This window comes from Microbulbifer sp. HZ11 (assembly GCF_000708675.1).
Taxonomy (GTDB): Bacteria; Pseudomonadota; Gammaproteobacteria; order Pseudomonadales; family Cellvibrionaceae; genus Microbulbifer.
Genome location: NZ_JELR01000002.1, coordinates 1,476,485 through 1,500,303 on the forward strand (window position 1 = coordinate 1,476,485; position 23,819 = coordinate 1,500,303).

21 protein-coding genes are annotated in these 23,819 nt (G+C 58.8%); 10 read left to right on the forward strand and 11 right to left on the reverse strand.

Annotation, left to right across the window (positions count from 1 at the left end; genetic code table 11):
* Window positions 1-2: 2 nt before the first annotated feature.
* From AU11_RS13840 to AU11_RS13850, 3 genes are all read right to left on the reverse strand, one after another.
* The gene (locus AU11_RS13840) at window positions 3-1,892 is read right to left on the reverse strand and encodes a monovalent cation:proton antiporter-2 (CPA2) family protein (RefSeq protein ID WP_043319885.1); all 1,890 of its coding nucleotides are present in this window, start codon (window positions 1,890-1,892) and stop codon (window positions 3-5) included.
* Window positions 1,893-1,934: 42 nt separating this feature from the next.
* On the reverse strand, window positions 1,935-3,248 hold the full coding sequence (locus AU11_RS13845) for a sodium:proton antiporter (RefSeq protein WP_043319886.1): 1,314 nt from the start codon (window positions 3,246-3,248) through the stop codon (window positions 1,935-1,937).
* Window positions 3,249-3,416: 168 nt separating this feature from the next.
* Complete coding sequence (locus AU11_RS13850) at window positions 3,417-4,310, reverse strand: pirin family protein (protein ID WP_081848123.1); 894 nt, start codon at window positions 4,308-4,310, stop codon at window positions 3,417-3,419.
* Window positions 4,311-4,462: 152 nt separating this feature from the next.
* Here AU11_RS13850 and AU11_RS13855 point away from each other — a divergent pair, with 152 nt between their 5' ends.
* The 5 genes from AU11_RS13855 to gstA all read left to right on the forward strand — a co-directional run bounded on the left by AU11_RS13855 (window position 4,463) and on the right by gstA (window position 8,590).
* Window positions 4,463-5,350: a LysR family transcriptional regulator gene (locus AU11_RS13855; protein ID WP_043319887.1), complete on the forward strand. Its 888-nt coding sequence runs from the start codon at window positions 4,463-4,465 to the stop codon at window positions 5,348-5,350.
* A 52-nt stretch (window positions 5,351-5,402) separates the two neighbouring features.
* The gene (locus AU11_RS13860) at window positions 5,403-6,389 is read left to right on the forward strand and encodes a Gfo/Idh/MocA family protein (protein WP_043319888.1); all 987 of its coding nucleotides are present in this window, start codon (window positions 5,403-5,405) and stop codon (window positions 6,387-6,389) included.
* A gap of 181 nt (window positions 6,390-6,570) precedes the next feature.
* Window positions 6,571-6,975 (forward strand): DoxX family protein, encoded by a 405-nt coding sequence (locus AU11_RS13865; protein WP_043319889.1) that lies wholly within the window; start codon window positions 6,571-6,573, stop codon window positions 6,973-6,975.
* A gap of 12 nt (window positions 6,976-6,987) precedes the next feature.
* On the forward strand, window positions 6,988-7,959 hold the full coding sequence (locus tag AU11_RS13870) for a glutathione S-transferase family protein (protein WP_043319890.1): 972 nt from the start codon (window positions 6,988-6,990) through the stop codon (window positions 7,957-7,959).
* Window positions 7,960-7,990: 31 nt separating this feature from the next.
* Entirely contained in the window at window positions 7,991-8,590 is a 600-nt protein-coding gene (gene gstA / locus AU11_RS13875) for a glutathione transferase GstA (RefSeq protein ID WP_043319891.1), read from the forward strand.
* Window positions 8,591-8,614: 24 nt separating this feature from the next.
* Here the strand turns inward: gstA and AU11_RS13880 are convergent, their stop codons facing one another.
* From AU11_RS13880 to hexR, 3 genes are all read right to left on the reverse strand, one after another.
* The gene (locus AU11_RS13880; RefSeq protein ID WP_043319892.1) at window positions 8,615-9,868 is read right to left on the reverse strand and encodes a multidrug effflux MFS transporter; all 1,254 of its coding nucleotides are present in this window, start codon (window positions 9,866-9,868) and stop codon (window positions 8,615-8,617) included.
* 159 nt (window positions 9,869-10,027) lie between these two features.
* A complete protein-coding gene (locus AU11_RS13885; RefSeq protein ID WP_043319893.1) occupies window positions 10,028-11,812 on the reverse strand; it encodes a DUF4153 domain-containing protein in 1,785 nt (594 codons plus the stop codon).
* Between the two features lie 12 nt (window positions 11,813-11,824).
* The gene (hexR, locus tag AU11_RS13890; protein WP_043319894.1) at window positions 11,825-12,679 is read right to left on the reverse strand and encodes a transcriptional regulator HexR; all 855 of its coding nucleotides are present in this window, start codon (window positions 12,677-12,679) and stop codon (window positions 11,825-11,827) included.
* Window positions 12,680-12,870: 191 nt separating this feature from the next.
* Between hexR and uvrD the strand changes: the two genes are divergently transcribed.
* From uvrD to AU11_RS13910, 4 genes are all read left to right on the forward strand, one after another.
* Window positions 12,871-15,096, forward strand: coding sequence for a DNA helicase II (gene uvrD, locus AU11_RS13895; protein ID WP_043319895.1), 2,226 nt, complete (start codon window positions 12,871-12,873; stop codon window positions 15,094-15,096).
* Between the two features lie 165 nt (window positions 15,097-15,261).
* Window positions 15,262-16,410: a TRAP transporter substrate-binding protein gene (locus tag AU11_RS13900; RefSeq protein ID WP_043319896.1), complete on the forward strand. Its 1,149-nt coding sequence runs from the start codon at window positions 15,262-15,264 to the stop codon at window positions 16,408-16,410.
* A 324-nt stretch (window positions 16,411-16,734) separates the two neighbouring features.
* Window positions 16,735-17,169: a DUF6795 domain-containing protein gene (locus AU11_RS13905; protein ID WP_051687260.1), complete on the forward strand. Its 435-nt coding sequence runs from the start codon at window positions 16,735-16,737 to the stop codon at window positions 17,167-17,169.
* On the forward strand, window positions 17,169-18,341 hold the full coding sequence (locus AU11_RS13910) for a lipase family protein (RefSeq protein ID WP_043319898.1): 1,173 nt from the start codon (window positions 17,169-17,171) through the stop codon (window positions 18,339-18,341). The genes AU11_RS13905 and AU11_RS13910 overlap by 1 nt, the downstream gene beginning before the upstream one ends.
* Window positions 18,342-18,425: 84 nt before the next feature.
* On the opposite strand, the gene groL is transcribed toward AU11_RS13910, so the two are convergent.
* A complete protein-coding gene (gene groL / locus AU11_RS13915; RefSeq protein ID WP_043319899.1) occupies window positions 18,426-20,054 on the reverse strand; it encodes a chaperonin GroEL in 1,629 nt (542 codons plus the stop codon).
* The gene (gene groES / locus AU11_RS13920; RefSeq protein WP_043319900.1) at window positions 20,051-20,371 is read right to left on the reverse strand and encodes a co-chaperone GroES; all 321 of its coding nucleotides are present in this window, start codon (window positions 20,369-20,371) and stop codon (window positions 20,051-20,053) included. The genes groL and groES overlap by 4 nt, the downstream gene beginning before the upstream one ends.
* A 226-nt stretch (window positions 20,372-20,597) precedes the next feature.
* On the opposite strand from groES, the gene AU11_RS13925 reads away from it, so the two are divergent.
* Window positions 20,598-21,194 (forward strand): hypothetical protein, encoded by a 597-nt coding sequence (locus AU11_RS13925; protein WP_043319901.1) that lies wholly within the window; start codon window positions 20,598-20,600, stop codon window positions 21,192-21,194.
* Between the two features lie 43 nt (window positions 21,195-21,237).
* Here the strand turns inward: AU11_RS13925 and AU11_RS13930 are convergent, their stop codons facing one another.
* From AU11_RS13930 to AU11_RS13940, 3 genes are all read right to left on the reverse strand, one after another.
* On the reverse strand, window positions 21,238-21,627 hold the full coding sequence (locus tag AU11_RS13930; RefSeq protein WP_043319902.1) for an acyl-CoA thioesterase: 390 nt from the start codon (window positions 21,625-21,627) through the stop codon (window positions 21,238-21,240).
* 174 nt (window positions 21,628-21,801) lie between these two features.
* The gene (locus AU11_RS13935; protein ID WP_043319903.1) at window positions 21,802-23,163 is read right to left on the reverse strand and encodes a TRAP transporter large permease subunit; all 1,362 of its coding nucleotides are present in this window, start codon (window positions 23,161-23,163) and stop codon (window positions 21,802-21,804) included.
* On the reverse strand, window positions 23,160-23,795 hold the full coding sequence (locus AU11_RS13940; RefSeq protein WP_043319904.1) for a TRAP transporter small permease subunit: 636 nt from the start codon (window positions 23,793-23,795) through the stop codon (window positions 23,160-23,162). The genes AU11_RS13935 and AU11_RS13940 overlap by 4 nt, the downstream gene beginning before the upstream one ends.
* Window positions 23,796-23,819: the final 24 nt, after the last annotated feature.

Consider the following 23,819-nt stretch of genomic DNA (forward strand, 5'->3'; position numbering starts at 1 on the left):
GGCTACAGACCTGGCTGCACCTTTCTGGCCTTGTCGTTTTTCCCCTTCTCCGCACGCGTATCCCGGTCGCCCCAGTAGTGATCCAGGTGCAGGTCGGGATCGCGGCGATCCTCCTGCAGGGCCTGCAGTAACTGCTCGCGATAAATCTTGGTTTTTGCCACGTGCTGGGATTCATCGCGCCAGTAGGGGAACAGTGACTCCAGCATACGCTGGTCATGCTGTTTGAATTTGCGCGCGGAGCGCTGGGCCTGGTGCCTGGAGAGGCCCAGCAGCTGCAGCGCACCGGCGCCAATTTCCAGGGCGCTGTCCACCGTTTCCCGGTAGATGTATTTCACCCCGGCTTCCATAAGCGCGTACTGGTGCATACGATTGCGCGCCCGCGCGAGAATGGTGAGATGCGGAAAGTGCTTCTGAATGCGGCTGATGATTTCCAGCGATGCGGCCTGATCGCTGAGGGTAAGGATAACGATCTTCGCGTTGTCCGCTCCCGCGGCGTGCAGCAGGTCCTCCCGCGATGCGTCGCCGTAATAGGCCTTGATACCGTAGCGGCGCACCAGTTCGAGTTGTTCTGCGTTGTGTTCCAGCAGGGTGGTATCGAAACCACAAGCGTTCAGCAGGCGCCCGGCAATCTGGCCGTAGCGGCCATATCCGATAATGATGACCGGCGACCCATCATCGTGGGGTGCGCTGTCCGCGACGTCCGGCTGGCGTGGGCCACTGAAAAAACGCGGCTGGATCAGTTGCTCGTAGGCCAACAGTAACAGCGGTGTAAATGCCATCGACAGAGCGATCAGTGCAATCAGCACGCTGCTTACATCCGTCGGCAGCACATGGTTCTGACTGGCATAGGCCAGCAATACGAAACCGAACTCCCCCGCCTGTGCCAGCGATAGCGCAAACAGCCAGTCTTCCCCCCGCGCCATACCGCGCAGGCGCGCCAGGGCAAACAGAATGGCGAATTTCACCAGTACCAGCAGTGCCAGCAAGCCAAGCAGTAGCAGCGGCTGCTGCATGACCAGTGCCAGATCGAGATTGGCGCCAACGGCAAGGAAAAACAGCCCCAGCAGCAGACCCTTGAAGGGTTCGATATCCGCTTCCAGCTCGTGGCGGAACTCGCTATCTGCCAGCACCACACCCGCGATGAAAGTACCGAGGGCCGGGGACAGGTTCAGCGCCGACATGATCGCCGCGGCACTCAGCACGATCAGCAATGCACAGGCGGTAAACAGTTCCCGGGTGCGAGTGCCGACCACAATGCGCAGCAGCGGCGTGAGCAGAAAGCGCCCGGCCAGAATCAGACCGGCCACCGCACCCAGCACCGCGAGTGCATAGGTCCAGCCCTGCAGGCCGTCCGGGTTGCTGGCAATCTCTACGGTAGCCAGCAGCGGCAGCAAAGCCAGAATCGGAATGACGGCAATATCCTGAAACAACAATACGCTGAACGCGTTGCGTCCGCCCTCCGTTTTAAGCAGGTCTTTTTCCGACAGCGACTGCAATACGATAGCGGTGGAGGAAAGTGCGAGCACCAGACCCACAGCGGTCGCGGTGCGCCAGCCAAAGTCGAACAGCGCCATCGCCAGACCGCAGATCGCAAGCGCGGTCAGCAGTACCTGGGCCCCGCCGGTACCGAAGATGGCGCCACGCAGCGCCCAGAGTTTCCGCGGTTGCAGTTCCAGACCGATGAGAAACAGCATCAGCGCCACGCCGAATTCTGCAAAATGCAGTTCTTCACTGGTATCCCCCACCAGGCCAAAGGTGTGGGGGCCGATCAGAACCCCGGCGACCAGATAACCGAGCACCGAGCCAAAGCCCAGCCGCTTGGCCAGTGGTACCGAAACCACCGCAGCGGCGAGAAAGATAACGGTCTGTATCAGGAAATTGTCGTGCGGCATGGCGAATCTTATAGGCTGTAACGGGGCCGCGGTGCGGCAATTTTAATCGGATTGTGGTGTCGGTGGCGTACCTTCGGAAAAGCTGGCCTCGCGACTGCGGCGGATAAGTGGAGCGATGGTGGAACCCTGAACCACGATGGAGAAGAGTACCACGCCATAGGTCATCACCACCCACAGGTGGCGCAGATCGTGGGTGACATCTTCGCGAACGCCATCCACCACATAGCCGGCGGGAATTGACATCGCCAGTGCCAATGCCAGGCCACCGCGCAGGCCACCCCAGATCAGGATGCGTTCTGTGTAGGGGTGGTAGCGGCGGTGGCGCTTCAGGAACAGGAACGGCAAACCGACCGCCACCACCCGCCCCAGCAACACGATCACGATAGCGGCGACGATCAGTAGGTAGTCGATGGGCTTGAAGTCGATGGTGATCAGGAACAGACCCACCATCAGGAACAAAATCCCGTTGAGGAATTCCTCGGTAATGGACCAGAAGTTATCCAGCTCGTGCTGGCTCATGCGTGAGAAGCCTTTTTCCCGGGTGAAGTTACCGATGATGATTCCGGCCACCACCATCGCCAGAGCACCGGACACCCCGAGCATATTGGCCGCGGCAAAACCGGCAGTGGGTATCACCAGGGTCAGCAACAGTTCCAGGCTGTGGTCGTTGGTGGAGCAGATCAGCCAGTGAAACAGGCCACCAATGGCGAGGCCCAGTGCAATACCGCCGAGGGCTTCCACCATAAACAGGTGGCTGATCGCCGCCACGGTAGGCTCGGTGCCCTGGAACGCCAGCGCGTAAATCACCGCGAACACCACCATGCCAAAGCCGTCGTTGAACAGGGACTCTCCTTCCACCTGAATCGAAACCTGCTCCGGTGCCTTCATGCTTTTGATGATCGCGAGCACCGCGATGGGGTCGGTGGGAGAGATCAGTGCGCCAAACAACAGGCAGTACACCAGTTCGACCGGCATACCGATCAGGCCGAAAAAGAAATACAGCATGTAGCCGACTGCGAAGGTCGAAATCAAAGTGCCGACAATGGCCAGCAGGGTGATTTCCACTTTCTGATTGCGCAGCATTAGCAGGTCGATATGTAGGGAGCCAGCAAACAGCAGGAAGCCCAGCATCCCCTTCAGCAGCAGATCCGGTAGATTCATCAGCGGCAGCAGCTGCGCCACCCAGTCGCGCAGTTCGACCACTTCCAGTTTGCCGAGGCCGGTGACGATCAGGGAAAGCGCCAGCGAGCCAGCGGTGATGGCGATGGTGGTCTGGGTTCGCAACACATACTGGTTGATAAATCCCAGAAACACGGACACCGCGGCGAGAAAACAGAAAATGTAATAGACGTCCATGTGTGCGCGGGAACTCCAATACCGGGGCTTACCAATAAAAAACGATGGGTTGCCAGAAACTGTAGGAGCCCGCCCGGCAGGCAAACAGCGCAGGCTGACTCGCGTGCCGGGTAGGCGCCTGGCAAATCAGGCGCTCATCAAACAGAGTGTGTAGAACCCCGCGTCACTTCAATCGGTCAGTGTGCCGCTATTGTAGTCGCGCACCGCCTGCTCGATCTCTTCGCGAGAGTTCATGACAAAGGGCCCGTAGTGAGCGACGGGCTCGCCCAGAGGAGCACCGTGCAGCAACAGCAAACCCGTGCCCTTGTCTGGCGCGCGCAATTGTATGGAATCACCGTCACCAAACAACACCAGATTGCCTCGATCGACCACACCGCGCCCAGTGTCCAGCGCGCCGCGGTAAATATAGGCCAGCACCGAATGGGATCGCGGGACTGGCAGGATGACTTCCGTGCCAGCATTCAGGCGCAGATCCGCAACCGAAGCCTCCGCCGCCGCCTCCAGTAGCGGGCCACATTCTGGCTCACCGCCAATCTGCCACTGGCCGGCGATCAGCCGGATCAGCGAGCCGTCCTCATCCAGTGCGACTTCCCGCACCTGTTCCGGATGAATATCCCGCCAGGCGGGTTTGCTCATCTTGTCCTTCGCCGCCATGTTGATCCACAGCTGGAAGCCGTGCATTCCACCCTCCCCCTGGGATGGCATTTCCGAGTGGATAATGCCGCGGCCAGCGCGCATCCACTGGGCGCCGCCTTGGTGAATGGCGCCGCGATTGCCCAGGTGATCCTGGTGCTCGAACTCGCCGCTCAACATATAAGTGAGGGTTTCGATACCGCGGTGCGGGTGCGGCGGAAATCCGGCAATGTAGTCATCGGGATTTTCCGAGCGGATCTCGTCGATCATCAGAAACGGGCTGAAGTCCGGGGACTGGAAGCCCGCCACCCGATGAATCTTCACACCGGCGCCGTCGGCAGATGGATGGCCCGCCACAACCCGGGTTGCGGGACGAATACGGGCGTCGCCCGTGCTGTTCTCAGTGACCTTGTGTGTGAAATTAGACATGGTTCTGCTCCTCCATTTCCGGCAGTATAGGCCGATAAAATCGCCAGAAAATGGCAAATAATCGCAGCTAATATTCGATAGGCTCGATAAATTAACTGGATTTCCGTGTTACTCCGCGGAATCAGCCTCATAACCCGGACAAAGGGCAGTCAATGGCCAAGGTAACGCTGGAACAGTGGCGTATGTTTCAGGCAGTGGTGGAATACGGGGGCTTTTCCCAGGCCGCAGATGCGGTGCACAAAAGCCAGTCGTCGATCAATCACGCGGTGCACAAGTTGCAGGAGAGTCTAGGCGTAGCGCTGCTGGAGGTACGCGGGCGCAAGGCGGAACTGACCGATGCCGGGCGCGTGTTGCTGAACCGCGCCGGTGGATTGCTGGATGAGGCGGAGGCACTGGAGTCCGTTGCCGCCAGTCTAGCGGAGGGGACCGAGGCGCAGTTGCGTCTGGCGGTGGATGTGCTGTTTGATTACGAGGCGCTTTTCAACGCGGTGGAGCGCTTTGCTAGTGAGTACCCCCATACCCGACTGGAAATTCGCGAAACGGTGCTCTCCGGTGGGGAGGAGCTGCTGCTGCAACAGGAAGTGGATTTCATTCTTACCGCGCGGGTGCCCCAGGGATTTGTGGGGATGCCCGTCTCGCGAGTAAAGTTTGTGCCGGTGGCCCACCCTGACCACCCGCTGCATCACTTGGGGCGGCCGGTTAACCGCGAGGACCTGAAAGCGGCGCGGCAGATCGTGATGCGGGATTCCGCGTTGAAGAACCGCCAGGACGCTGGCTGGCTCGGATCGGATCAGCGTATCACCGTCACCAACGTGCATACCTCCATTGAATTGATCGAACGCGGACTGGGCTTTGCCTGGCTGCCGCAGACCCGCATTCGCGATTCCCTCTCTGCCGACCGCCTGTTACCTCTGCGCACCGAAGAGCCTTGGGAGCGGGAAGCCACCGTCTATCTGGTGTACGCTGACCGCGACCGTGCCGGCCCCGCAGCCTGCCTGTTGCTGCGCGCGCTGCGCGAAGGCCTGCCGCTGGTCGAGTGATGGCACCGGCTGATTGTCGCTGGGTTACCAATGGTTAGAAGGGATGGAATAGATGGCAAGTGAAAGCGCTGAAATCCGCTGGGGCATTATTGGCTGCGGCGATGTCACTGAGCTGAAAAGTGGCCCTGCGTTCAACAAGGTGGCCGGCTCAAAACTGCTTGCGGTAATGCGCAGGGACAAGGAAAAGCTGCGCGATTACGCCGCTCGCCACGGTGTGCCGAAAACCCATGCCAGCGCCGACGATCTGATCAACGATCCGGAGATTGATGCCATCTATGTGGCGACCCCGCCGGGGAGCCATCGCGAGTATGCCCTGAAGATAGCAAGTGCCAACAAACACTGTTGTCTGGAAAAGCCCATGGCGCTCAACTATGTCGAGTGTGAGGAAATCGCCGCGGCGTTCGACGGGCTGGATGCACAGCTGTTTGTGGCTTATTACCGCCGCTCCCTGCCCCGCTTCGCACAGGTGAAACAGTGGATTGATGGCGGTCGAATTGGCGCCATCCGGCATATCAACTGGAGCTATGCGCGCACGCCTTCCGCCGCGGATCTGTCACCGGAGTACGACTGGCGCACCGACCCGGCGGTATCCGGTGGTGGGCACTTTGTCGATCTGGCCTGCCACGGCCTCGATCTGTTTATTCACCTGGCCGGTGACATCGCCGACGCCCGCGGTATCGCGGTCAATCAGCAGAATCTGTATGACGCTGAAGATGCGGTTTCCGCCTGCTGGGTATTTGAAAATGGCGCCACCGGTGCCGGCTTCTGGAATTTCGGCGCCAGTGACTACTGTGACGAGGTGGTGATCTACGGCGCCAAAGGCACAATCCGCTTTTCCGTGTTTGCGGAGAATCCACTGCAGCTCGAAGCGGGCGATGACCGCGAAACCGCCGATATTGCCCACCCTGAGAATATTCAGTTTTTCCATATTGAAAATATGGTGAAGCACCTGAACGGCGCGGGCCGGCACCCGGTCGCCGGCTCTGAGGGCGGCAAGGCCTCCCGGGTCATGGACCAGATTCTGGCGGGGTTTGGCTAAACCCCGCTTTCCCGTATTTATTCAAATTCCCTGCTAAAAAATCCCTTCTAAAAAGTCGATCCTTTCCGTCGAAAAACTGCGGTTTTCATTGCGAAATCTCGAATTACACTAAATAGCGTTATCACTCCATACACTTGCTCCTTTGATACCCTGTTTGAGGGACCTTCACGAGGACTTCGTTATGAACAGCCCTGTACTTTGCGATTTCACTAAGCTGGTGGGACGTATTCTGATGTCCGTAATGTTTATCGTTGCCGGCTACAGCAAGATCGGCGCCTATGCCGGAACCCAGGAATATATGGCCTCCGCCGGTGTGCCCGGATTTTTTCTGCCATTAGTAATCCTGCTGGAGCTGGGTGGCGGTCTCGCCATTCTGTTCGGCTTCTTTACCCGCTGGGTGGCACTGGCGATCGCCGCCTTCTGTCTGATCAGTGCATGGATGTTCCACAATGTGCCCGGTGATCAGATGCAGCAGATCATGTTTATGAAAAATATCACCATTGCCGGCGGCTTTCTGATTCTGGCTTGCGCTGGCGCGGGCCGATTCAGCTTCGACCACGCCATGGCCAAAGTGAAGAGCAAATAAGGAGACGCTGCGATGGGACTGCTGGTAAACGGCGAGTGGAAAGACAAGTGGTACGACACGGACAAAAGTGGCGGTGAGTTCGAGCGCGAGGCGGCGCAGCTGCGCAACTGGATCACCGCCGATGGTAGCGCCGGCCCCAGCGGCGAGGGCGGCTTCGAGGCGGAGAAAGGCCGCTACCACCTCTACGTTTCCCTCGCCTGTCCCTGGGCCCATCGCACCCTGATATTCCGCAAGCTCAAGGGCCTCGAAGACTACATCGACGTTTCCGTGGTCAGCCCCTACATGATGGAAAACGGCTGGACCTTCGATAAGGACGAAGGCAGCAGTGGCGATCATCTATACAGCAGCGACTATCTGCACCAGATCTATACCCGCAACCGCGCGGACTATTCCGGGCGGGTGACGGTGCCGGTGTTGTGGGACAAAAAGCGCGAACAGATCGTCAGTAACGAGTCCGCGGAGATCATCCGCATGCTCAACAGCGCGTTCAATAAACTGACCGGCGACGAGCAGGACTTTTATCCACAGGATCTGCGCGGGGACATCGATGCCACCAACGCGCTGGTTTACGAAAACGTCAATAACGGTGTGTACCGTGCCGGTTTCGCCACTAGCGCCGAGGCCTACGAGGCCGCTTACCACCGGCTGTTTGAAGTGCTGGAACAGCTGGAGCAGCGTTTGCAGAGTAATCGCTACCTGACCGGTGATCGCGTGACGGAAGCGGACTGGCGGCTGTTTACTACACTGATCCGGTTCGATGCCGTGTACCACGGCCACTTCAAGTGCAACAAGCAGCGACTGGCGGATTATTCCAGCCTGTGGGGCTATGTACGCGAGCTTTACCAGTGGCCCGGGGTCGCCGACACGGTGGACTTCCACCATATCAAGACCCACTACTACGCCAGCCACCGCAATATCAATCCCACCGGCATCGTGCCCGTGGGTCCGGAGCTGGATTACGCCGCGCCCCACGGTCGCGGATGACTGTCACGATCAGCACGATCAGGAGGAAACCATGAAGCTGTTTTACGCCCCCGGCGCCTGTTCTCTGTCCCCGCATATCGTCGCCTGCGAGGCGGGTATCGATCTGCAACTGTGCAAGGTCAACCTGAAAACCAAGGAGCTGGAAAGCGGCGGCGATTACACCGAGGTGAACCCCAAGGGCTACGTGCCGGCGCTGCAGCTGGAAGGTGGCGAGCTGTTGACCGAGGGGCCCGCCATCGTGCAGTTTCTGGCGGAGCAGAAGCCGGAACAAAAACTCGCCCCGGAATACGGCTCCCTGGATCACTATCGGGTGCTGGAGTGGCTGAACTTCATTTCCAGCGAAATTCACAAAACCTTTGGACCCTTGTTTTGGGGCGGTAGTGACGAGGAGAAATCTGCCGCCAAGGAGAAACTGGCCAAGCGCTTCCAGTATGTGGAAGACAATGTGGCCGGGGATTATCTGATGGGCAGCGATTTCTGTATCGCCGACGCCTACCTGTTTACCGTGTACAACTGGTGCAGCAAGGCGGATGTGGATACCGACAGCTGGCCCAGGCTCAAGGCCTTTGCCGAGCACATGCGCCAACGCGAAGGGGTGCAGAAGGCACTGAAAGCGGAAGGCCTTAACTGAAGGCCGCAAGCGGGCGGCCGCGGCTTACATCCGCAGCGCCCGCTCCTCGATCTCGATCGGCTGGCGCGCCCGCGCCACAAACAGCGCCATACACAGGGCCGCGGCGGAACAGCACAACATTCCCAGCGCGATCGGCACCAGTGTGCCGGTATGCACCGCATTTACCGCCCCCCCCAGAACCCCACCGAAGATAAACAGCGAAGCGCCGTAGAGCGCGTTGGCGGTACCGCTGATCCTGGGGAAAAACTCCAGATAGCAGGCCGCCGAATTGGGGGTGATGATGCCGATGGCACCCATCGCCATCACCAGCGGAACCATCCACGCCAGCAACACCTGCTCCTGACCAAAATATAAAGTGCTTGCCAGCAGCAGTGCGCAGGAAACCAGCTGCAGCGCCATACCCGCCAGCAGAATCTGGCGGGGCTCGAATACCTTCAGCAGGCGGATATTCAGCTGCACCATCAACACCAGCCCCAGCACACAGCTGCCAAACAGCATGGGGAAGGTGGCGGAAGATACCCCGAAGTGCTCCATAAACACGAAGGGTGCGGTGGTGATGTAGATAAACATACTGCCACTGATCAGCGCCTGCCCGAACAGAAATCCCAGTGCACGGGGGGTGCGGAAGATCTGCGCATAGCCTTTGAGCATGCTGCGGCGGGATTCCCGCTGGCGGCGCGCGCGGCGGAACTTGGATACCGTCTCCGGCAGCACCCCGCGCACCAGGATCATCATTAGCAGGCCGTACACCAGCAGGAAGATAAAGATCGCATGCCAGTCACCAAAAGTGAGCAGGGTCGCGCCGATTGCCGGCGCCGCCATGGGGGCAATCAGCATCATGGTGGCGATCATCGACATGATCCGCGCCGCGTCGCGGCCGTGGTACAGGTCGCGCACGATGGCGCCGCAGATTACCGTGGCAAAACCGCCGCCCAGTGCCTGGCAAAAGCGCAGCGCCACCAGCAGCTCCACCGTGTTGGCAAACAGGATCAGCGCCGAGCTGACGATAAAGATGGCGAGCCCGATAGTGCCGGTAACGATGCGCCCCCAACGGTCCGACAGTGGCCCACCAATCAACTGGCCCACGGCGAACCCCAGCAGATAACTGGATACCGAGTGCTGTACCTGCGCCACCTCTACCCCCAGCGCCATGGCCATGGCGGGAATTGCCGGGAGGTAGGTATCGATGGCAAATGGCGTCAGCGCCACCAATGCGGCGAGACAGGGAGCGAGCCAGCGCGGCGGCTTGCCTTCGGCGTCGAAAAAATTCGGGGGCATAAAACCTTGGGTATAAAGCGGGTGAAAAGTCACCCGGGTACATCACTGGGTTGGCGCTGGCCTTAGCACAGGCAGCGGCGGGCGGGGGCATGGTAGCCGCCTCGCCCTGTGGTTTCCATGACAGTGGCGTTTATTTTGTGGATACAGGCGGTCAGTGGTTTACTGGGTCGGGTCGAACATCAGTTCATCGCCGAGATACAGGCTCTGCCAGCGCGGGGGGCGCAGATTGAACTGACCGCCCGAAAGCTTTTGTTGCAGCTCCGCGAACGAAAGCTCTGTATTGCGCCTGCTGCTGGAAACCGGTCGCCATCCTTCTTGCCCGGACGTGTGCGCTTTAATGTGCAACCAGTGGTTGCCATCGCTGCGCGACCCGTGGATAAACAACAGGTACTCGGGTTTCCCGTCCCCATCCAGATCCTGAACCAGCCACAGGCAGTTTTGCTGTTCTGCCTGGCAGAGCCGGCTATCCCGCTGTAACTGGGCAGCATCCGGGGGAGGCGGCGCCCCCTCGGGCAGTATCGGAATCTCGCGCATTTCCCGCTCCCTGGCTTCTACCTGTAGCGGGTTTTCACGCAGCGCCCAGACGGGATCTTTTTTCTCCAGCAGCTGTTCGATGTACGCTGCGACTTTCTTATCCTGCTTGACGACCGATAGCGACTGCAGCGCCTGAAGCGACTCCAGTCCCGGTCGCCCCAGTTTGTTGCGTAGAAAGTAGAAATCGAAATCCGCCAGCGCCACCCGTCCATCCGCCAGTCGCGCCACCTGGCTGTCGGCGCTGATGCGCCAGAAGTTGGCCAGCGGTGACTGGGTTACCAGGCAAATCGCCAGCACCCACAGTGCCAGCCCGGTATTGATCCGCCGCAACCGCTCCGCCCAGTGACCGCGCCAGCGCAGGATGGAGAGGCTGTAACTCAGTGCCAGCAGCGCCAGGGTGAGTGTGACCACTCCGCCCCACAGCCGCTCCGGCGTCCAGCCGTACTGCTGGACCCGCAGGGTTACACCATAGAGCGCAAAAACGGTGTAAAACGGCGCCAGCACCAGCGCCAGTAAAAGTACCCGATTGATCCACCCGGGGTAGCGGGCGAACGGGAACTCGTCCTGGATCACACCGTTGGTAAAGAACAGCAGCAGTGCCACCAGCCACAGCAGCAGTGCACTGCCGCGGCCGGTATCCCAGATAGGCTGCAGGCCGGTAAAAGGCAGGGTGGCGAGAAATACGATGGTGAGAACCGCCAGTAACGGCAACAGCGCCACCAGCATGGTACGCAACAGGCGCTTGAGCGTGAGAACAAAGCTCTGCTGAGCGCGGAACAGAATGGCGCCGCAACCGGCGACCAGCCAGGTGACCGGATAAAAGAACCAGTCTTGCTCAAACAGCTGCTCGAAGAACGCCACGCCCACCAGTTTGAACAGGGCCTGCCACAGGATCAGGATCAGCCAGAAGATACCGGTAAACACCAGAGTGAGACCGGTAGTCAGGGCAATATCCCAGGAGTAATGGAACAGTGCCGGATAACTGGGGCGGCGCAGCCGCTCTGTGCCACTGGCACGTAACAGAAAAGCGACGATAAAGGTCGCAATCCCGACAGCGATGCAAAAATCGTGGGGCCAGCCGCACTGGATCGTATCTGCAGGAGTGCATTGGTACCCCCGGTAGCTGGCCAGCAGGGCGAGCACGGCGCTATAGCCCGCAATTACCCACCAGTAACCCCGTGCCAGGCGTGGTTTGACGGTGACAATCACCAGCGGTGGCATGGCAATAGCGACGGTGTAACAGAGGAACTGCCACACCGGCGACCAGTGGTTTACGGCATCGAAAAATTTGAGCGCATAGAGCGCGAACCCCTGGCACAGGGCCGCGACCACAATCAGGCGCTTTTCCGGGAGACCGAGACCCTGTTGTTCGTCGAAGGTTTCCGTAGGTTGGTCGCTGCTTCCGTGCATTTCCCGTCCTGTTTAGTGCTTTTCCTCACGCAGGTTGTACAGACCTTTTTTCAGCTTCAGCAGGTGCTCCTGGAGCTGTGGTCCCTTGCGTTGGGCGACGCCGATGGCGAGTACATCGATCACCACCAGGTGAGCGATACGGGAGGAGAGTGGTGTGTACAGCTCGATATCTTCTTCCACGTCCACTTCCAGTGGGATACTGGACTGGCGTGTCATCGGTGAACCGCTGGGTCCGAGGCCGATCACGATAGCGCCCTGTGCCTTGGCCATTTCCATGGAGCGCAGCAACGAGGAGGTGCGCCCGCTCTGGGAGATGGCGACCACCACATCGCCGGGCTGCATGCTCATGGCCGACATACTCTGCATATGGTGATCGGAGTGGGCGGCGGTGGCCATCTGCAGGCGGAAGAATTTGTGCTGGGCGTCGGCCGCGACAGCACCTGAGGCGCCAAAACCGAAGAATTCCACCCGCTTGGCGGCGGCGATGGCGGAAACGGCGGCCTCCAGGGCGCGACCGTCAATCTTGTCACGCACGTTGAGCAGGGTGTCGACGGTGGAGTCGAACACCTTGCGTTTGTATTCGGCGATGGTGTCGGTTTCGGTAACGGCAATCTGGCCGAAGCTGGGGCTGGAAGCGAGCTGCTGGGCCAGGTTGAGCTTGAATTCCTGGAAGCCGGAACAGCCGACGGCGCGGCAGAAGCGCACCACGGTGGGCTCGCTCACCTGGGCTTCGGTGGCGAGATCGACGATCCGCATATGAATGATTTCGCCGGGATTGGCGAGGATATATTCCGCAACCTTGCGCTCAGATTTGCGCATGGAACTCAGCTGTTCGCTGATCTTCTGCGTGACTTCCGCTGGCTTCACGACAACACCTTCTCTGGTTCAAGCTGTGCAGTTTAGCGGCATGGCTCGGTGCTGGCGAGTGTTGGTGCCACGTCGCCTGATGCTAAGGGGCTATACCCGGTAGCAGGCCCGCCACTGTGGTAGAACCTAGCAGACCACAAAACCCTGTTTATATACCCAGTTCTCCGCCTACCCCTGATACAATCCGCCCCATGGACGTATCTGAACTCTTAGACCCCCTCAACGACCCCCAGCGCGAAGCCGTCGCGGCGCCGCCGGGCAATCAACTGGTTCTGGCCGGCGCCGGCTCGGGTAAGACCCGTGTGCTGGTGCACCGTATCGCCTGGCTGATGCAGGTGGAGGGGGCGTCGCCCTACTCCATTATGGCAGTGACCTTTACCAATAAGGCCGCGCGGGAGATGCGCGGGCGTATCGAGGAACTGCTGGGGGTGAACACCTTCGGTATGTGGGTAGGAACCTTCCACGGTCTTGCCCACCGCCTGCTGCGCGCCCACTGGGCCGAAGCGAAGCTGCCGCAAAACTTCCAGATTCTCGATTCTGATGACCAGCTGCGCCTGATCAAGCGGGTGCAGAACGAGCTGGGGCTGGATGAGAAGAAGTGGTCGCCGCGTGAGACCCAGTGGTGGATCGGTGCACAGAAGGATGAAGGCATTCGCCCGCAGTATATCCAGCTCACCGGAGACCCCTGGCTGCAGACCATGGTGCGGATATACAGCGCCTATGAAGAGGCCTGTCAGCGTGCCGGCGTGGTGGATTTCGGCGAGCTGCTGCTGCGCGCCCACGAGCTGCTGCTGAACAACGACAGCATCCTCGCCCATTACCGCCGCCGCTTCCCCTTCATTCTTGTAGACGAATTCCAGGATACCAACACCATTCAATACGCCTGGCTGCGCCTGCTGGCCGGTGATGAATGCGCGATCACTGCGGTGGGAGACGACGACCAGTCCATTTACGGCTGGCGCGGGGCCAAGATCGAGAATATCCAGCACTTCGAGGCGGATCTGAAAGATGTGCAGACGGTGCGCCTGGAGCAGAACTACCGCTCCACCAGCACCATCCTGAACGCCGCCAACGCGGTCATCGCCCACAACACCGGCCGCCTTGGCAAGGAGCTGTGGACCGAGGGTGACAAGGGTGAACCTATCTCCCTCTACTCCGCCTACAACGAGCAGGATGAGGCGCGCTTTATCGTCGAGCGCATCCAGGACTGGGTGCGGGATGGCAACCGTCATGAAAGTGTTGCTATTTTGTATCGTTCCAACGCTCAGTCGCGGGTGTTGGAAAGCGCTTTGCGCGATGTGTTGCCTTATCGAATTTATGGTGGCTTAAGCTTCTATCAGCGCAAGGAAGTGAAAGATGCGCTTTCGTATATGCGCCTGACCACCAACCGCCACGACGACACCTCCTTCGAGCGGGTGGTGAATACCCCCACCCGCGGCATCGGGGCGCGCACCGTGGATACCGTGCGCGAGTTCGCCCGTGAACACGGCTGCTCCATGTGGGATGCCGCGGCGAAAATACTGCAGCAAAAAGTGCTCGCCGCCCGATCCGGCAATGCGCTGGCCAATTTCCTCAGCCTGATCGATGCGATGGATGAGGAGAGTACCGACAAAACCCTCGAGCATATCGCCGAGCTTGTGATTGAGCAGTCTGGATTGATCGATTTTTACCAAAAGGAAAAAGGTGAGAAGGGCCAAACCCGGGTGGAGAACCTTCAGGAGTTGATCGGTGCGTGCGCAGAGTACACCGGGGAACCCTCCGGAGATGCCGACGATGGAGTGGTGGATGAGGAAGAAATCCCGCTGATCAACCAGTTCCTCGACAGCGCCGCACTGGATTCTGGGGAGGGCCAGGCGGACGAATATACTGACGCGGTGCAGCTGATGACCCTCCATTCGGCCAAAGGTTTAGAGTTCCCGCTGGTGTTTATGGCCGGTGTGGAGGAAAACCTGTTTCCGCACAAGATGTCTGCGCAGGAGCCCGGGCGCATGGAAGAGGAGCGCCGCCTCTGTTACGTGGGCATTACCCGTGCCATGAAGAAACTGTATATCACCTACGCGGAAAGCCGCCGCCTGTTCGGCAGCGAGACCTACAACAAGCCGTCCCGGTTTGTGAGCGAAATTCCGGTGGAATATATTCACGAGGTGCGGCTGAAAACCGAAGTCTCCAAACCCCTGTTTCAGCCCAACTATGGCAAGTTCGGCGGTGGTGTCGGCCAGTTCTCCGACCCGGCCCCGGAGTTCGACGACGACCTGCCCCCGCTCGCCCTCGGCGGCCGCGTCGACCACGCCAAATTCGGTGAAGGCACCGTGGTGCAGTTCGAAGGCAGCGGCCCACGCGCCCGAGTACAGGTCAACTTCGACGACGCCGGGGCCAAATGGCTGGTAGTATCCATGGCCAAACTACAGCCCCTGTAATTACGATCGACAACGGTATATTTACGCAACAACGTCATCCCGGACTTGATCCGGGATCCAGAAACCACAGAACCGGCAGCAACCTCAAATACCCTGCCATTCCCGCTGGATCCCGGGCCAGGTTCGGGGTGACGCAATAAAACGAAAAATAAAAATCAAACGGACATGAAAAAAATAAACTGGTATCCACCCGTTATCCTCGGCCTGCTTGCCTTGCTGGTGCTCACCTTCGGTACCCTGGTGATCTCCCGCTCCGATCAGGTTCAGACCGTCACCTCTATCGAAGACTCTCACCTGAAAAATTCGGGCCAGCAAACCTTCGAGTGGAAACTCGTCACCACCTGGCCCAAAAATTTCCCCGGTCTCGGCAGTGCCCCGGAGCGCTTCGCGAACAATGTCGAAACGATGTCCAACGGCCGCCTGAAAATAAAAGTCTTCGGCGCCGGCGAATTGGTCCCGGCCATGGGGGTATTCGGTGCGGTGTCCAGTGGCGCCGCCCAGGTCGGTCACGGTGCCGCCTATTACTGGAAAGGAAAGATCCCCGCAGCCCAGTTTTTTACTGCGGTACCTTTTGGGCTGAACGCCCAGGAAATGAATGGTTGGCTGCACTATGGCGGCGGGCTGGAATTGTGGGAAGAGCTCTACGCACCGTTTGACCTGATTCCCATGGCCGGCGGCTCCACCGGTGTGCAGATGGCGGGCTGGTTCAATAAAGAGATCAATTCCGTGGAAGACCTGAAAGGTCTCAAGATGCGCATCCCCGGACTCGGTGGCGAGGTGTTGAACCGTGCTGGCGGCACCGCCGTCACCATCCCCGGTGGTGAACTCTATACCGCGCTGCAGACCGGCGTGATCGATGCCACCGAATGGGTCGGGCCGTACAATGATCTCGCGTTCGGTTTCCACCAGATCGCCCAATACTACTACTACCCCGGCTGGCACGAGCCCGGCTCAATCCTCGAAATCATCATCAACAAAACCGCTTTCGAGAAATTGCCCGCAGACCTGCAGGCCATCGTGCGCACCGCCGCCCGCGACGCCAATCAGGATATGCTCGACGAATACACCGCACGCAATAATCGGGCCCTGAAAGAGCTGATGGAAGAACATGGGGTGGAATTGCGAAAACTGCCGGATGATGTCATTGCCCATCTGAAGAAAATCAATCTGGACATCATGCAGGAAACTGCCGCGAAAGATCCGCAGTTCAGCCGCATATACAAAGCCTTCCGGGAGTTTGAATCACAAGTGATTCCGTACCACCGAATCAGTGAAGAAGCCTATTACAATACCCGGAACAGAGTGCCGGAATAATACTCCGCCTTTCCATCGCTTTTCCCCCAAGCGTGCCGACTAAAATCTACATCGCCATAATCTTCAGTCGGCACGTTATCCCCTCGTTCTCACCGTGTTAAGCCCACCTATTAATCCATCAGGTGGTACTATGGTTCATGTTTTGGAAATTGACTCTGACACCATTTTATATTTTTGACATTGGTCAGTGGGCTATTAGTATGCAGCAATAGTTGGCGCACATGGATTGGTTCAAGCCAGTCCTTGGTACAGGTTATTACGATAATGTTACGCAATTTATTTCTGTGCGTTTTATTGGTTTCTATTTCGGGGGCAGCATCGTCTATGTCTATTTTTGATGCGGGGAAGGTTTGCACGTTTTCGCCCATATCCGGTGTGATTCTTTTCGAGGGAAAGCCTGCTATCGGTGCCAGAGTGATAAGGGTTACCGATTATCAGAGTAAAAATCAGGATGAAGTAGTCACGGATAAAACCGGCCATTTTGAAATGCCCGGTGTCTATGCCCGGCATGTGGTGAATCTTCTTCCTCAGGAATTTGTAGTCGGTCAGCTGATCAACGTGATCTACAACGATCAGGAATACAAAATCTGGTCTGGAGTGAAGCGAAAGCGTGAAGAGAATGCGGAATCGCGCGGGAAACCACTTGTGGTGACCTGCGAGCTCACTCAGGACGATGAGGTGATCAATGTGGATCGGCAGCCATTCATTACCAAGTGTACGTGGGATGTAGAGCCTGACGCTAAAAAGGATATTTTCTAATGATAGAGTTGACTCCGGAACAGGCGGCCAGTCTGTCCAGTGAAGTATATGCCCTGACCAAATTCCCGGTTCTGCAAGATGCCATTACCCACCTGAATCATAAATACGGCGGTAACCTGTCGTTTTATGAAGAGAATATGCTGAAAGGCAAGACCGGGGGGCCGGGGTTTATCAAGGTTAGGACGGCATTCGGCTTTCTGCTTCTGGGCCAGAACAACCTGAAGGGCCACGCTTTCATTCTGTTTCGGGGTACACAATATCTGGCGGATTGGCTGACAAACCTCAACCTCACCCTGTCTGCCTCTGCGAGTGGCCAGCCGGTTCACGACGGGTTCAACAAAGCGTTCCAGTCAATGTTGCCGCAGATTTCCGTTTTCGTGAACGGGTTGCCGGCCGGTACCCGTGTCCATTGTCTGGGGCACAGTCTCGGTGGCGCGCTGGCCACGATTGCTGCGGAGTGGGTACGCAAACACACGGCGCATTTTCCAAAACTTTACTCTTTCGGAAGTCCTCGGGTGGGCTTGATCGGCTTTTCTGAGCAGTGCACCCGCCTGTTGAGTGATGACAATATCTTTCGAGCCTACCATCGCACCGATATTGTGCCCTGTATCCCCATCTGGCCCTTTGTGCACACACCCAGCACCGATCGCGATTTCTTTTTGCCTTCCCCGGGCTTGGTGCCGTGGAAAACCTACCACGATATGGCTCTTTACCAGGACTCGGTAGAAGACAAGAGCTGGGAAGCCATTCGAGCTATGCGCCCGGCTGCCCGCACCGATAGCGGCGTTGAAGCCTGGTTGCGCTCCAAGGCGGTCATCGGGCAGACAATGTCGGCCATCGAATGGCTGAACGATGCCATCATCTACGTGGTGAAAAAGTGCATGGAGTTCGCCGGTCGCGTAATCAATTTTACCGCCACCACCTATTTCACCCTGATGGATCAGTTGGCCATGGTGTTGAACAGCGGCGTCAAGCTGCTGGTTGGCTCGGTAAGTCTGGTGGCGTTGCTGGTGAAGAAAATTATGCAGTTTCTCGGCCTCAAGCCGATCGCAGAATCGGCCAGTATCACCCACGACTTTCTACGCAATCTGCTGCTGAAACTTTCATCCCGGGTTAACGAGATCAGTAAGCAGGCCCTGAGTGCGACTCTGGCTGAAGGTCGGGGTATTTAATTGACGGGGTCTGTTTCCCCACAGAAAAAAGGGGCCTTGCGGCCCCAAAAAGAAAAGCACTGGGGATGGGTCTACGGAAGAAAATCAGTAGTCGTAGGCGTCTGCCGCAGGTTCTGATTTTTTGTCTTCCGGTTTGTCAGCCACCATCACTTCGGTGGTCAGCATCAGGCCCGCGATGGAGCCCGCGTTCTGCAGCGCAGAGCGGGTGACTTTGGCGGGATCGATGATGCCGAACTCCAGCATATCGCCGTAGTCTCCGGTCTGGGCGTTGTAGCCGAAATTGGCGCTCTCGTTAGAGCGGACCTTGTTCAGCACCACGCTACCCTCGACACCGGCGTTGGCGATGATCTGGCGGAAAGGCTCTTCCATCGCACGCAGGGCGATATTGATACCCACCTGTTGATCGTCGTTGGCACCTTTGAGGCCGTTCTTGCGCAGGCTGTCGGCAACCCGCACCAGGGTCAGACCACCACCGGCAACGATGCCTTCTTCCACTGCTGCGCGGGTCGCGTGGAAGGCGTCGTCCACCAGATCTTTCTTCTCCTTCATTTCCACTTCGGTGGCGGCACCGACCTTGATCACCGCAACACCGCCGGCCAGCTTGGCCACACGCTCCTGCAGTTTCTCCTTGTCGTAGTCGGACGTGGAGTTCTCGATTTCCGCGCGGATCTGTTTCACGCGGCCATCGATGGCGGTTTTGTCGCCGGCGCCATCCACGACCACGGTGTTGTCCTTGCTGATCACGACGCGCTTGGCGCTGCCCAGCTGCTCCAGCTCGACCTTCTCCAGGGTGAGGCCGACTTCTTCGGAGATGACGGTACCGCCGGTGAGAATGGCAATGTCTTCCAGCATGGCCTTGCGGCGATCGCCAAAGCCCGGCGCTTTCACCGCTGCGACCTTGATGGTGCCGCGCAGGCTGTTGACCACCAGGGTGGCGAGAGCTTCACCTTCAATATCCTCGGCAATCAGCACCAGCGGACGGCCGGCCTTGGCGACGGATTCCAGCAGCGGCACCAGGTCGCGGATATTGCTGATCTTCTTGTCGAACAGCAGGATGTAGGGGTTATCCAGCTCCGCCTGCATCTTCTCCTGGTTGGTGACGAAGTACGGCGACAGATAACCGCGATCGAACTGCATGCCTTCGACGACTTCCAGTTCGTTCTGCAGGGACTTGCCTTCCTCCACGGTGATGACACCGTCGCGGCCGACCTTCTCCATGGCTTCTGCGATGATCTTGCCGATATCCTCGTTCCAGTTGGCAGATACGGTGCCGACCTGGCCGATGGACTTGGTGTCGTCACAGGGCTTGGACAATTTCGCCAACTCTTCTACCGCGGCTTTTACCGCAGTATCGATACCGCGCTTCAGGTCCATGGGGTTCATGCCGGCGGCAATGGACTTGTGTCCCTCGCGCACCAGGGCCTGGGCCAGTACGGTGGCTGTAGTGGTGCCGTCACCGGCCACGTCGGCAGTTTTTGAGGCGACCTCCTTCACCATTTGCGCGCCCATGTTCTGGAACTTGTCCTTGAGCTCGATTTCTTTGGCTACGGATACACCATCTTTGGTCACACGCGGCGCGCCGAAGCTTTTGCTCAGCACCACATTGCGGCCCTTGGGCCCAAGGGTGGCTTTGACGGCATCGGCGAGAATGTTTACACCCGCAAGCATGCGTTCGCGGGCGTCGTCAGAAAATTTGACTACCTTGGCACTCATGCGGCTTTCTCCTGTTCGCTTTCAGTGACCTCTTCGAGCACGGCGAGGATGTCGGATTCTTTTACGATCAGATAAGTCTCGCCGTCGTGTTTGAGTTCGGTGCCGGCGTACTGCCCAAACAGCACCCTGTCTCCCACCTTGACTGCCAGCGGGCGCAGCTCGCCGTTATCCAGCTGAGCGCCACTGCCGGTGGCAATCACTTCTCCCTGGGTGGGTTTTTCAGCGGCCTTGTCCGGAATAACGATGCCACCCTTGGTGGTGGTTTCCGCGGCAAGGCGTTTCACAACCACCCGGTCGTAGAGCGGTCTGATACTCATCGGATTTCCTCCCAATAAGCATTTGGATGTTTCAATGTTAAAGGTTGGTCGCCGGGAAGGGCTTGCCCTTCCGACAATCGCGAAAATAGGAACGCTTCAACATTTTTCAAGGGGACCAAAAACGGATTTTTTAGAAAAAATTTTTATAAAAAACCGGGGTCAAAAAATAGAAGCGGGATAAAGGCAGATTTATATTTACAGAGACGGATAGAAGAAGGAGGAACTGATGCCATCCGTATCACCAACCACCTTTGAGCAGACACTGGCCGAGTTTTTTCGCGAGCGCCTGCAGGCCGGTGCCGACGATCTGGACCCTCGTCCACAGGAGGAAACTCTGTGGTATCTGGGTAGCCTGCTGGCACGGTTTGGGGATAGTGATCAGGTGTTCAGTTATGACCAGGGTGAGATCTCTGTACGTCCGCTGGCGCTGCTATATCGCGATGCGGTGGAGGTCGACAGTCATTACCATCGCTGTCTGATCCTGCGGCAACTGGGTGACCTGGCTCTGTTTATGGGTGCGCTCTTTCCGGAAAACTACGCGCGTCGGGGGATCAGTCGGGATTATTTCATCGGGATGGGCGGAGGCGCTTACGACTATCTGGGTGAAAATGCCCGGCACAATCGGCGTGTTTTCAGTGAGCTGGCGGAGCGCTTTGCCCGCCTGCTGGAGTTGGTGGCGACGGTGTGTGGTCGCCACCAGGCGATGGATGCAACGGATATCCTGCAACTGTTCCAGCGCTGGCGACAGACCAATGATCCACAGCTGGCCGCCCAACTGCGTAGCCTGGGCGTGGTGTTGCCGGAATCGGGGGGAATGCACTGAGGCCGCTGACGGCCCCAATCTGAGCTGATATCTGCTGATCGCTTCAGGGCAGCGGCCGGGTCCGTCCGCGGTCGTCAATGGCGACGAATACAAACTCACCCTCAGTGACTTTCACCTGCTCGCCGGTATCTACCCGGGTCAGCCAGACTTCCACCATGGTTTTAATGGACGATCGTCCAACCTCAACCGCTTCCGCGTAACAGCTGACGGTGGAGCCCACGGGTACCGGGCGCAGGAAGACCATGCTGCCGACGGCGACAGTGGTGACACGGCCGCGTGCGATACTCTGGGCGAGGATGGCACCGGCCACGTCCATCTGTGACATCAGCCAGCCGGCAAACACGTCGCCCTGCGGGTTGGTGTCCCGAGGCATGGACTGGGTCTGGAGGGTCAGGGTACCGCTGGGTTGCGGTTCTTCATCAATGGCGGACATCGCAGGTGCTCACAAATTCTTAGATTTATTGGCCCGGCAGTGCATACGGAGTCACCTTGGCCGGGTGGCGCATTCTAGCACAATCTGGGCACTAATTAGCCAGTCCTGAGTGGGTGAATTTGCCGCCCCCCGCGGCATTTTTCGGCTGGTTCGATCGCCCGGTCATTCCATTCATCACGATGTGACATACGCCGGCAGCCAGGTCGCCAGGGCAGGCCACAGTGCCAGCAGGCACATGACCAGTAACTGGATCGCGATAAATGGCACCACACCGCGATAGATGGCGCCGGTGGCCACCTCCGCTGGCGCCACGCCGCGCAGGTAGAACAGCGCAAAACCGAACGGCGGGGTGAGGAACGAGGTCTGCAGATTCAGGGCGATCATGACACCCAGCCACACTGGGTCCAGCCCCATGGCCAGTAGTACCGGTCCGACAATGGGCACCACCACAAAGGTGATCTCGATAAAGTCGAGGATAAAGCCCAGCAGGAAAATCACCAGCATCACCAGCAGGGTCGCGCCCACTATGCCCCCAGGAAGGCTTTCGAAGAAGTGGGTGACCACTTCCTCACCGCCAAATCCGCGGAACACCAGCGAGAACAGCGAGGCGCCGATCAGAATGGCGAACACCATGGCGGTCACCTGCAGGGTGCTCTGCCCGACCTCGCCGGCCCGGGCCCAGTTCAGCGCGCCGCGCCCCCAGGCCAGGATACCGGCCCCCAGGGCACCCACCGCCGCCGCTTCCGTCGGGGTGGCGGCACCGGTGATGATGGAGCCGAGCACCAGCAGCATCAGTGCGATGGGCGGGAACAGGCTTTTCAGGGTCTGCAGCAGTTCCACCTCTTCTTTGCCTGATTGTTTGGTGGCGGGTTCGCTGCGGGCGATAAACAGCAGGTAGACAATATAGGCGGCCACCAACAGCAGGCCGGGAATGATTGCCCCCATAAACAGATCGCCCACACTGACCGGTTTGGGATTGAAAATCCCCTGGCTCAACTGGGCCTGTTGGTAGGCGTTGGACAGGGTATCCCCCAGTAGTACCAAGGCGATCGATGGCGGGATAATCTGTCCCAGGGTGCCCGTCGCACAGATAGTACCGGTGGCCAGCTTTGGGGAGTAGCCGCGGTTCAGCATGGTGGGCAGGGACATCAGCCCCATGGTTACCACGGTGGCGCCGACAATACCGGTACTGGCGGCGAGCAGCGCCCCAACCACCACCACGGAGACCGCCATGCCCGCGGGGATTCCGGAAAAGACCCGCGCCAGATTGACCAGCAATTCCTCGGCGATCCGCGCTCTCTCCAGCATCACGCCCATCAAGACAAACAGCGGCACCGCCATCAGGGTGCCGTTCTGCATAATGCCGTAGAGCCGGTCCGGGAACGCCTTGAGCAGTTCCGCATCGAAGATGCCGCCGACAATGCCGAGGCCGGCGGCGAGCAGCGCGGTGCCGCCCAGGGTAAAGGCCACCGGGTAGCCGAGCATCAGCGTTGCGCATACCGCGAGGAACATCAACAGGGGGATCAGCTCGATCATGCGCCCACCTCCGAAGCCGAACCGGGGGCGGCTTCCCGCACCAGCGGGTGGAGCTGTGTCTCGGCCTGTGGACGAGCAGATGCCTGGGTGGAGGACTGTGAAAATCTGCTCTCGTCGCTGCCGGCCTCCAACTGCATCAGGGTATTCAGTGCCCGCGCAAACTGACTCAATCCCTGCACAGCGAGGGTGGCGGCGGCCAGGGGAATCAGACTTTTCAGCAGATAGACTCCCCCGAGGCCGTCGGCACTGTTGCTGGATTCGTTCACCGCCCAGCTGCTGGCGGCAAACTGCCAGCTGCCGTACCCGATAAAGGCACATAGGGGCAGCAGGAATATCAGGCAGCCCACAGCGTCTACCCAGGCCCTGCCACGGGCGGACAAGATGCGGTAGATCACATCCACGCGCACGTGGGCATTGGCCTGCATTGCGTAGGCGAGGCCCAGCATAAAGGCGGCGCCGTGGAGGTAGGTCACGGCATCCTGCAGGGCCAGAGAACCGCCATCGAACCCGTAGCGCAGAGCGACCACAAGGCTCTGGACCGCCACCATGGCCAGGGTAAACCAGCCCAAAACCCCACCGCAGCGGTGGGCAAAGCGGTCCAGAGTATCGGCGCTGCTTAGTAGAAACTTCATGGAAGGTCTCTCAAACCATCTTTT

What these genes read in the sequence shown, in the direction of transcription:
- AU11_RS13840 (WP_043319885.1), bottom strand. Translation starts at nt 1,892, where the DNA reads ATGCCGCACGACAATTTCCTGATACAGACCGTTATCTTTCTCGCCGCT.
- AU11_RS13845 (WP_043319886.1), bottom strand. Translation starts at nt 3,248, where the DNA reads ATGGACGTCTATTACATTTTCTGTTTTCTCGCCGCGGTGTCCGTGTTT.
- AU11_RS13850 (WP_081848123.1), bottom strand. Translation starts at nt 4,310, where the DNA reads ATGTCTAATTTCACACACAAGGTCACTGAGAACAGCACGGGCGACGCC.
- AU11_RS13855 (WP_043319887.1), top strand. Translation starts at nt 4,463, where the DNA reads ATGGCCAAGGTAACGCTGGAACAGTGGCGTATGTTTCAGGCAGTGGTG.
- AU11_RS13860 (WP_043319888.1), top strand. Translation starts at nt 5,403, where the DNA reads ATGGCAAGTGAAAGCGCTGAAATCCGCTGGGGCATTATTGGCTGCGGC.
- AU11_RS13865 (WP_043319889.1), top strand. Translation starts at nt 6,571, where the DNA reads ATGAACAGCCCTGTACTTTGCGATTTCACTAAGCTGGTGGGACGTATT.
- AU11_RS13870 (WP_043319890.1), top strand. Translation starts at nt 6,988, where the DNA reads ATGGGACTGCTGGTAAACGGCGAGTGGAAAGACAAGTGGTACGACACG.
- gstA (WP_043319891.1), top strand. Translation starts at nt 7,991, where the DNA reads ATGAAGCTGTTTTACGCCCCCGGCGCCTGTTCTCTGTCCCCGCATATC.
- AU11_RS13880 (WP_043319892.1), bottom strand. Translation starts at nt 9,868, where the DNA reads ATGCCCCCGAATTTTTTCGACGCCGAAGGCAAGCCGCCGCGCTGGCTC.
- AU11_RS13885 (WP_043319893.1), bottom strand. Translation starts at nt 11,812, where the DNA reads ATGCACGGAAGCAGCGACCAACCTACGGAAACCTTCGACGAACAACAG.
- uvrD (WP_043319895.1), top strand. Translation starts at nt 12,871, where the DNA reads ATGGACGTATCTGAACTCTTAGACCCCCTCAACGACCCCCAGCGCGAA.
- AU11_RS13900 (WP_043319896.1), top strand. Translation starts at nt 15,262, where the DNA reads ATGAAAAAAATAAACTGGTATCCACCCGTTATCCTCGGCCTGCTTGCC.
- AU11_RS13905 (WP_051687260.1), top strand. Translation starts at nt 16,735, where the DNA reads ATGTCTATTTTTGATGCGGGGAAGGTTTGCACGTTTTCGCCCATATCC.
- AU11_RS13910 (WP_043319898.1), top strand. Translation starts at nt 17,169, where the DNA reads ATGATAGAGTTGACTCCGGAACAGGCGGCCAGTCTGTCCAGTGAAGTA.
- groL (WP_043319899.1), bottom strand. Translation starts at nt 20,054, where the DNA reads ATGAGTGCCAAGGTAGTCAAATTTTCTGACGACGCCCGCGAACGCATG.
- groES (WP_043319900.1), bottom strand. Translation starts at nt 20,371, where the DNA reads ATGAGTATCAGACCGCTCTACGACCGGGTGGTTGTGAAACGCCTTGCC.
- AU11_RS13925 (WP_043319901.1), top strand. Translation starts at nt 20,598, where the DNA reads ATGCCATCCGTATCACCAACCACCTTTGAGCAGACACTGGCCGAGTTT.
- AU11_RS13930 (WP_043319902.1), bottom strand. Translation starts at nt 21,627, where the DNA reads ATGTCCGCCATTGATGAAGAACCGCAACCCAGCGGTACCCTGACCCTC.
- AU11_RS13935 (WP_043319903.1), bottom strand. Translation starts at nt 23,163, where the DNA reads ATGATCGAGCTGATCCCCCTGTTGATGTTCCTCGCGGTATGCGCAACG.
- AU11_RS13940 (WP_043319904.1), bottom strand. Translation starts at nt 23,795, where the DNA reads ATGAAGTTTCTACTAAGCAGCGCCGATACTCTGGACCGCTTTGCCCAC.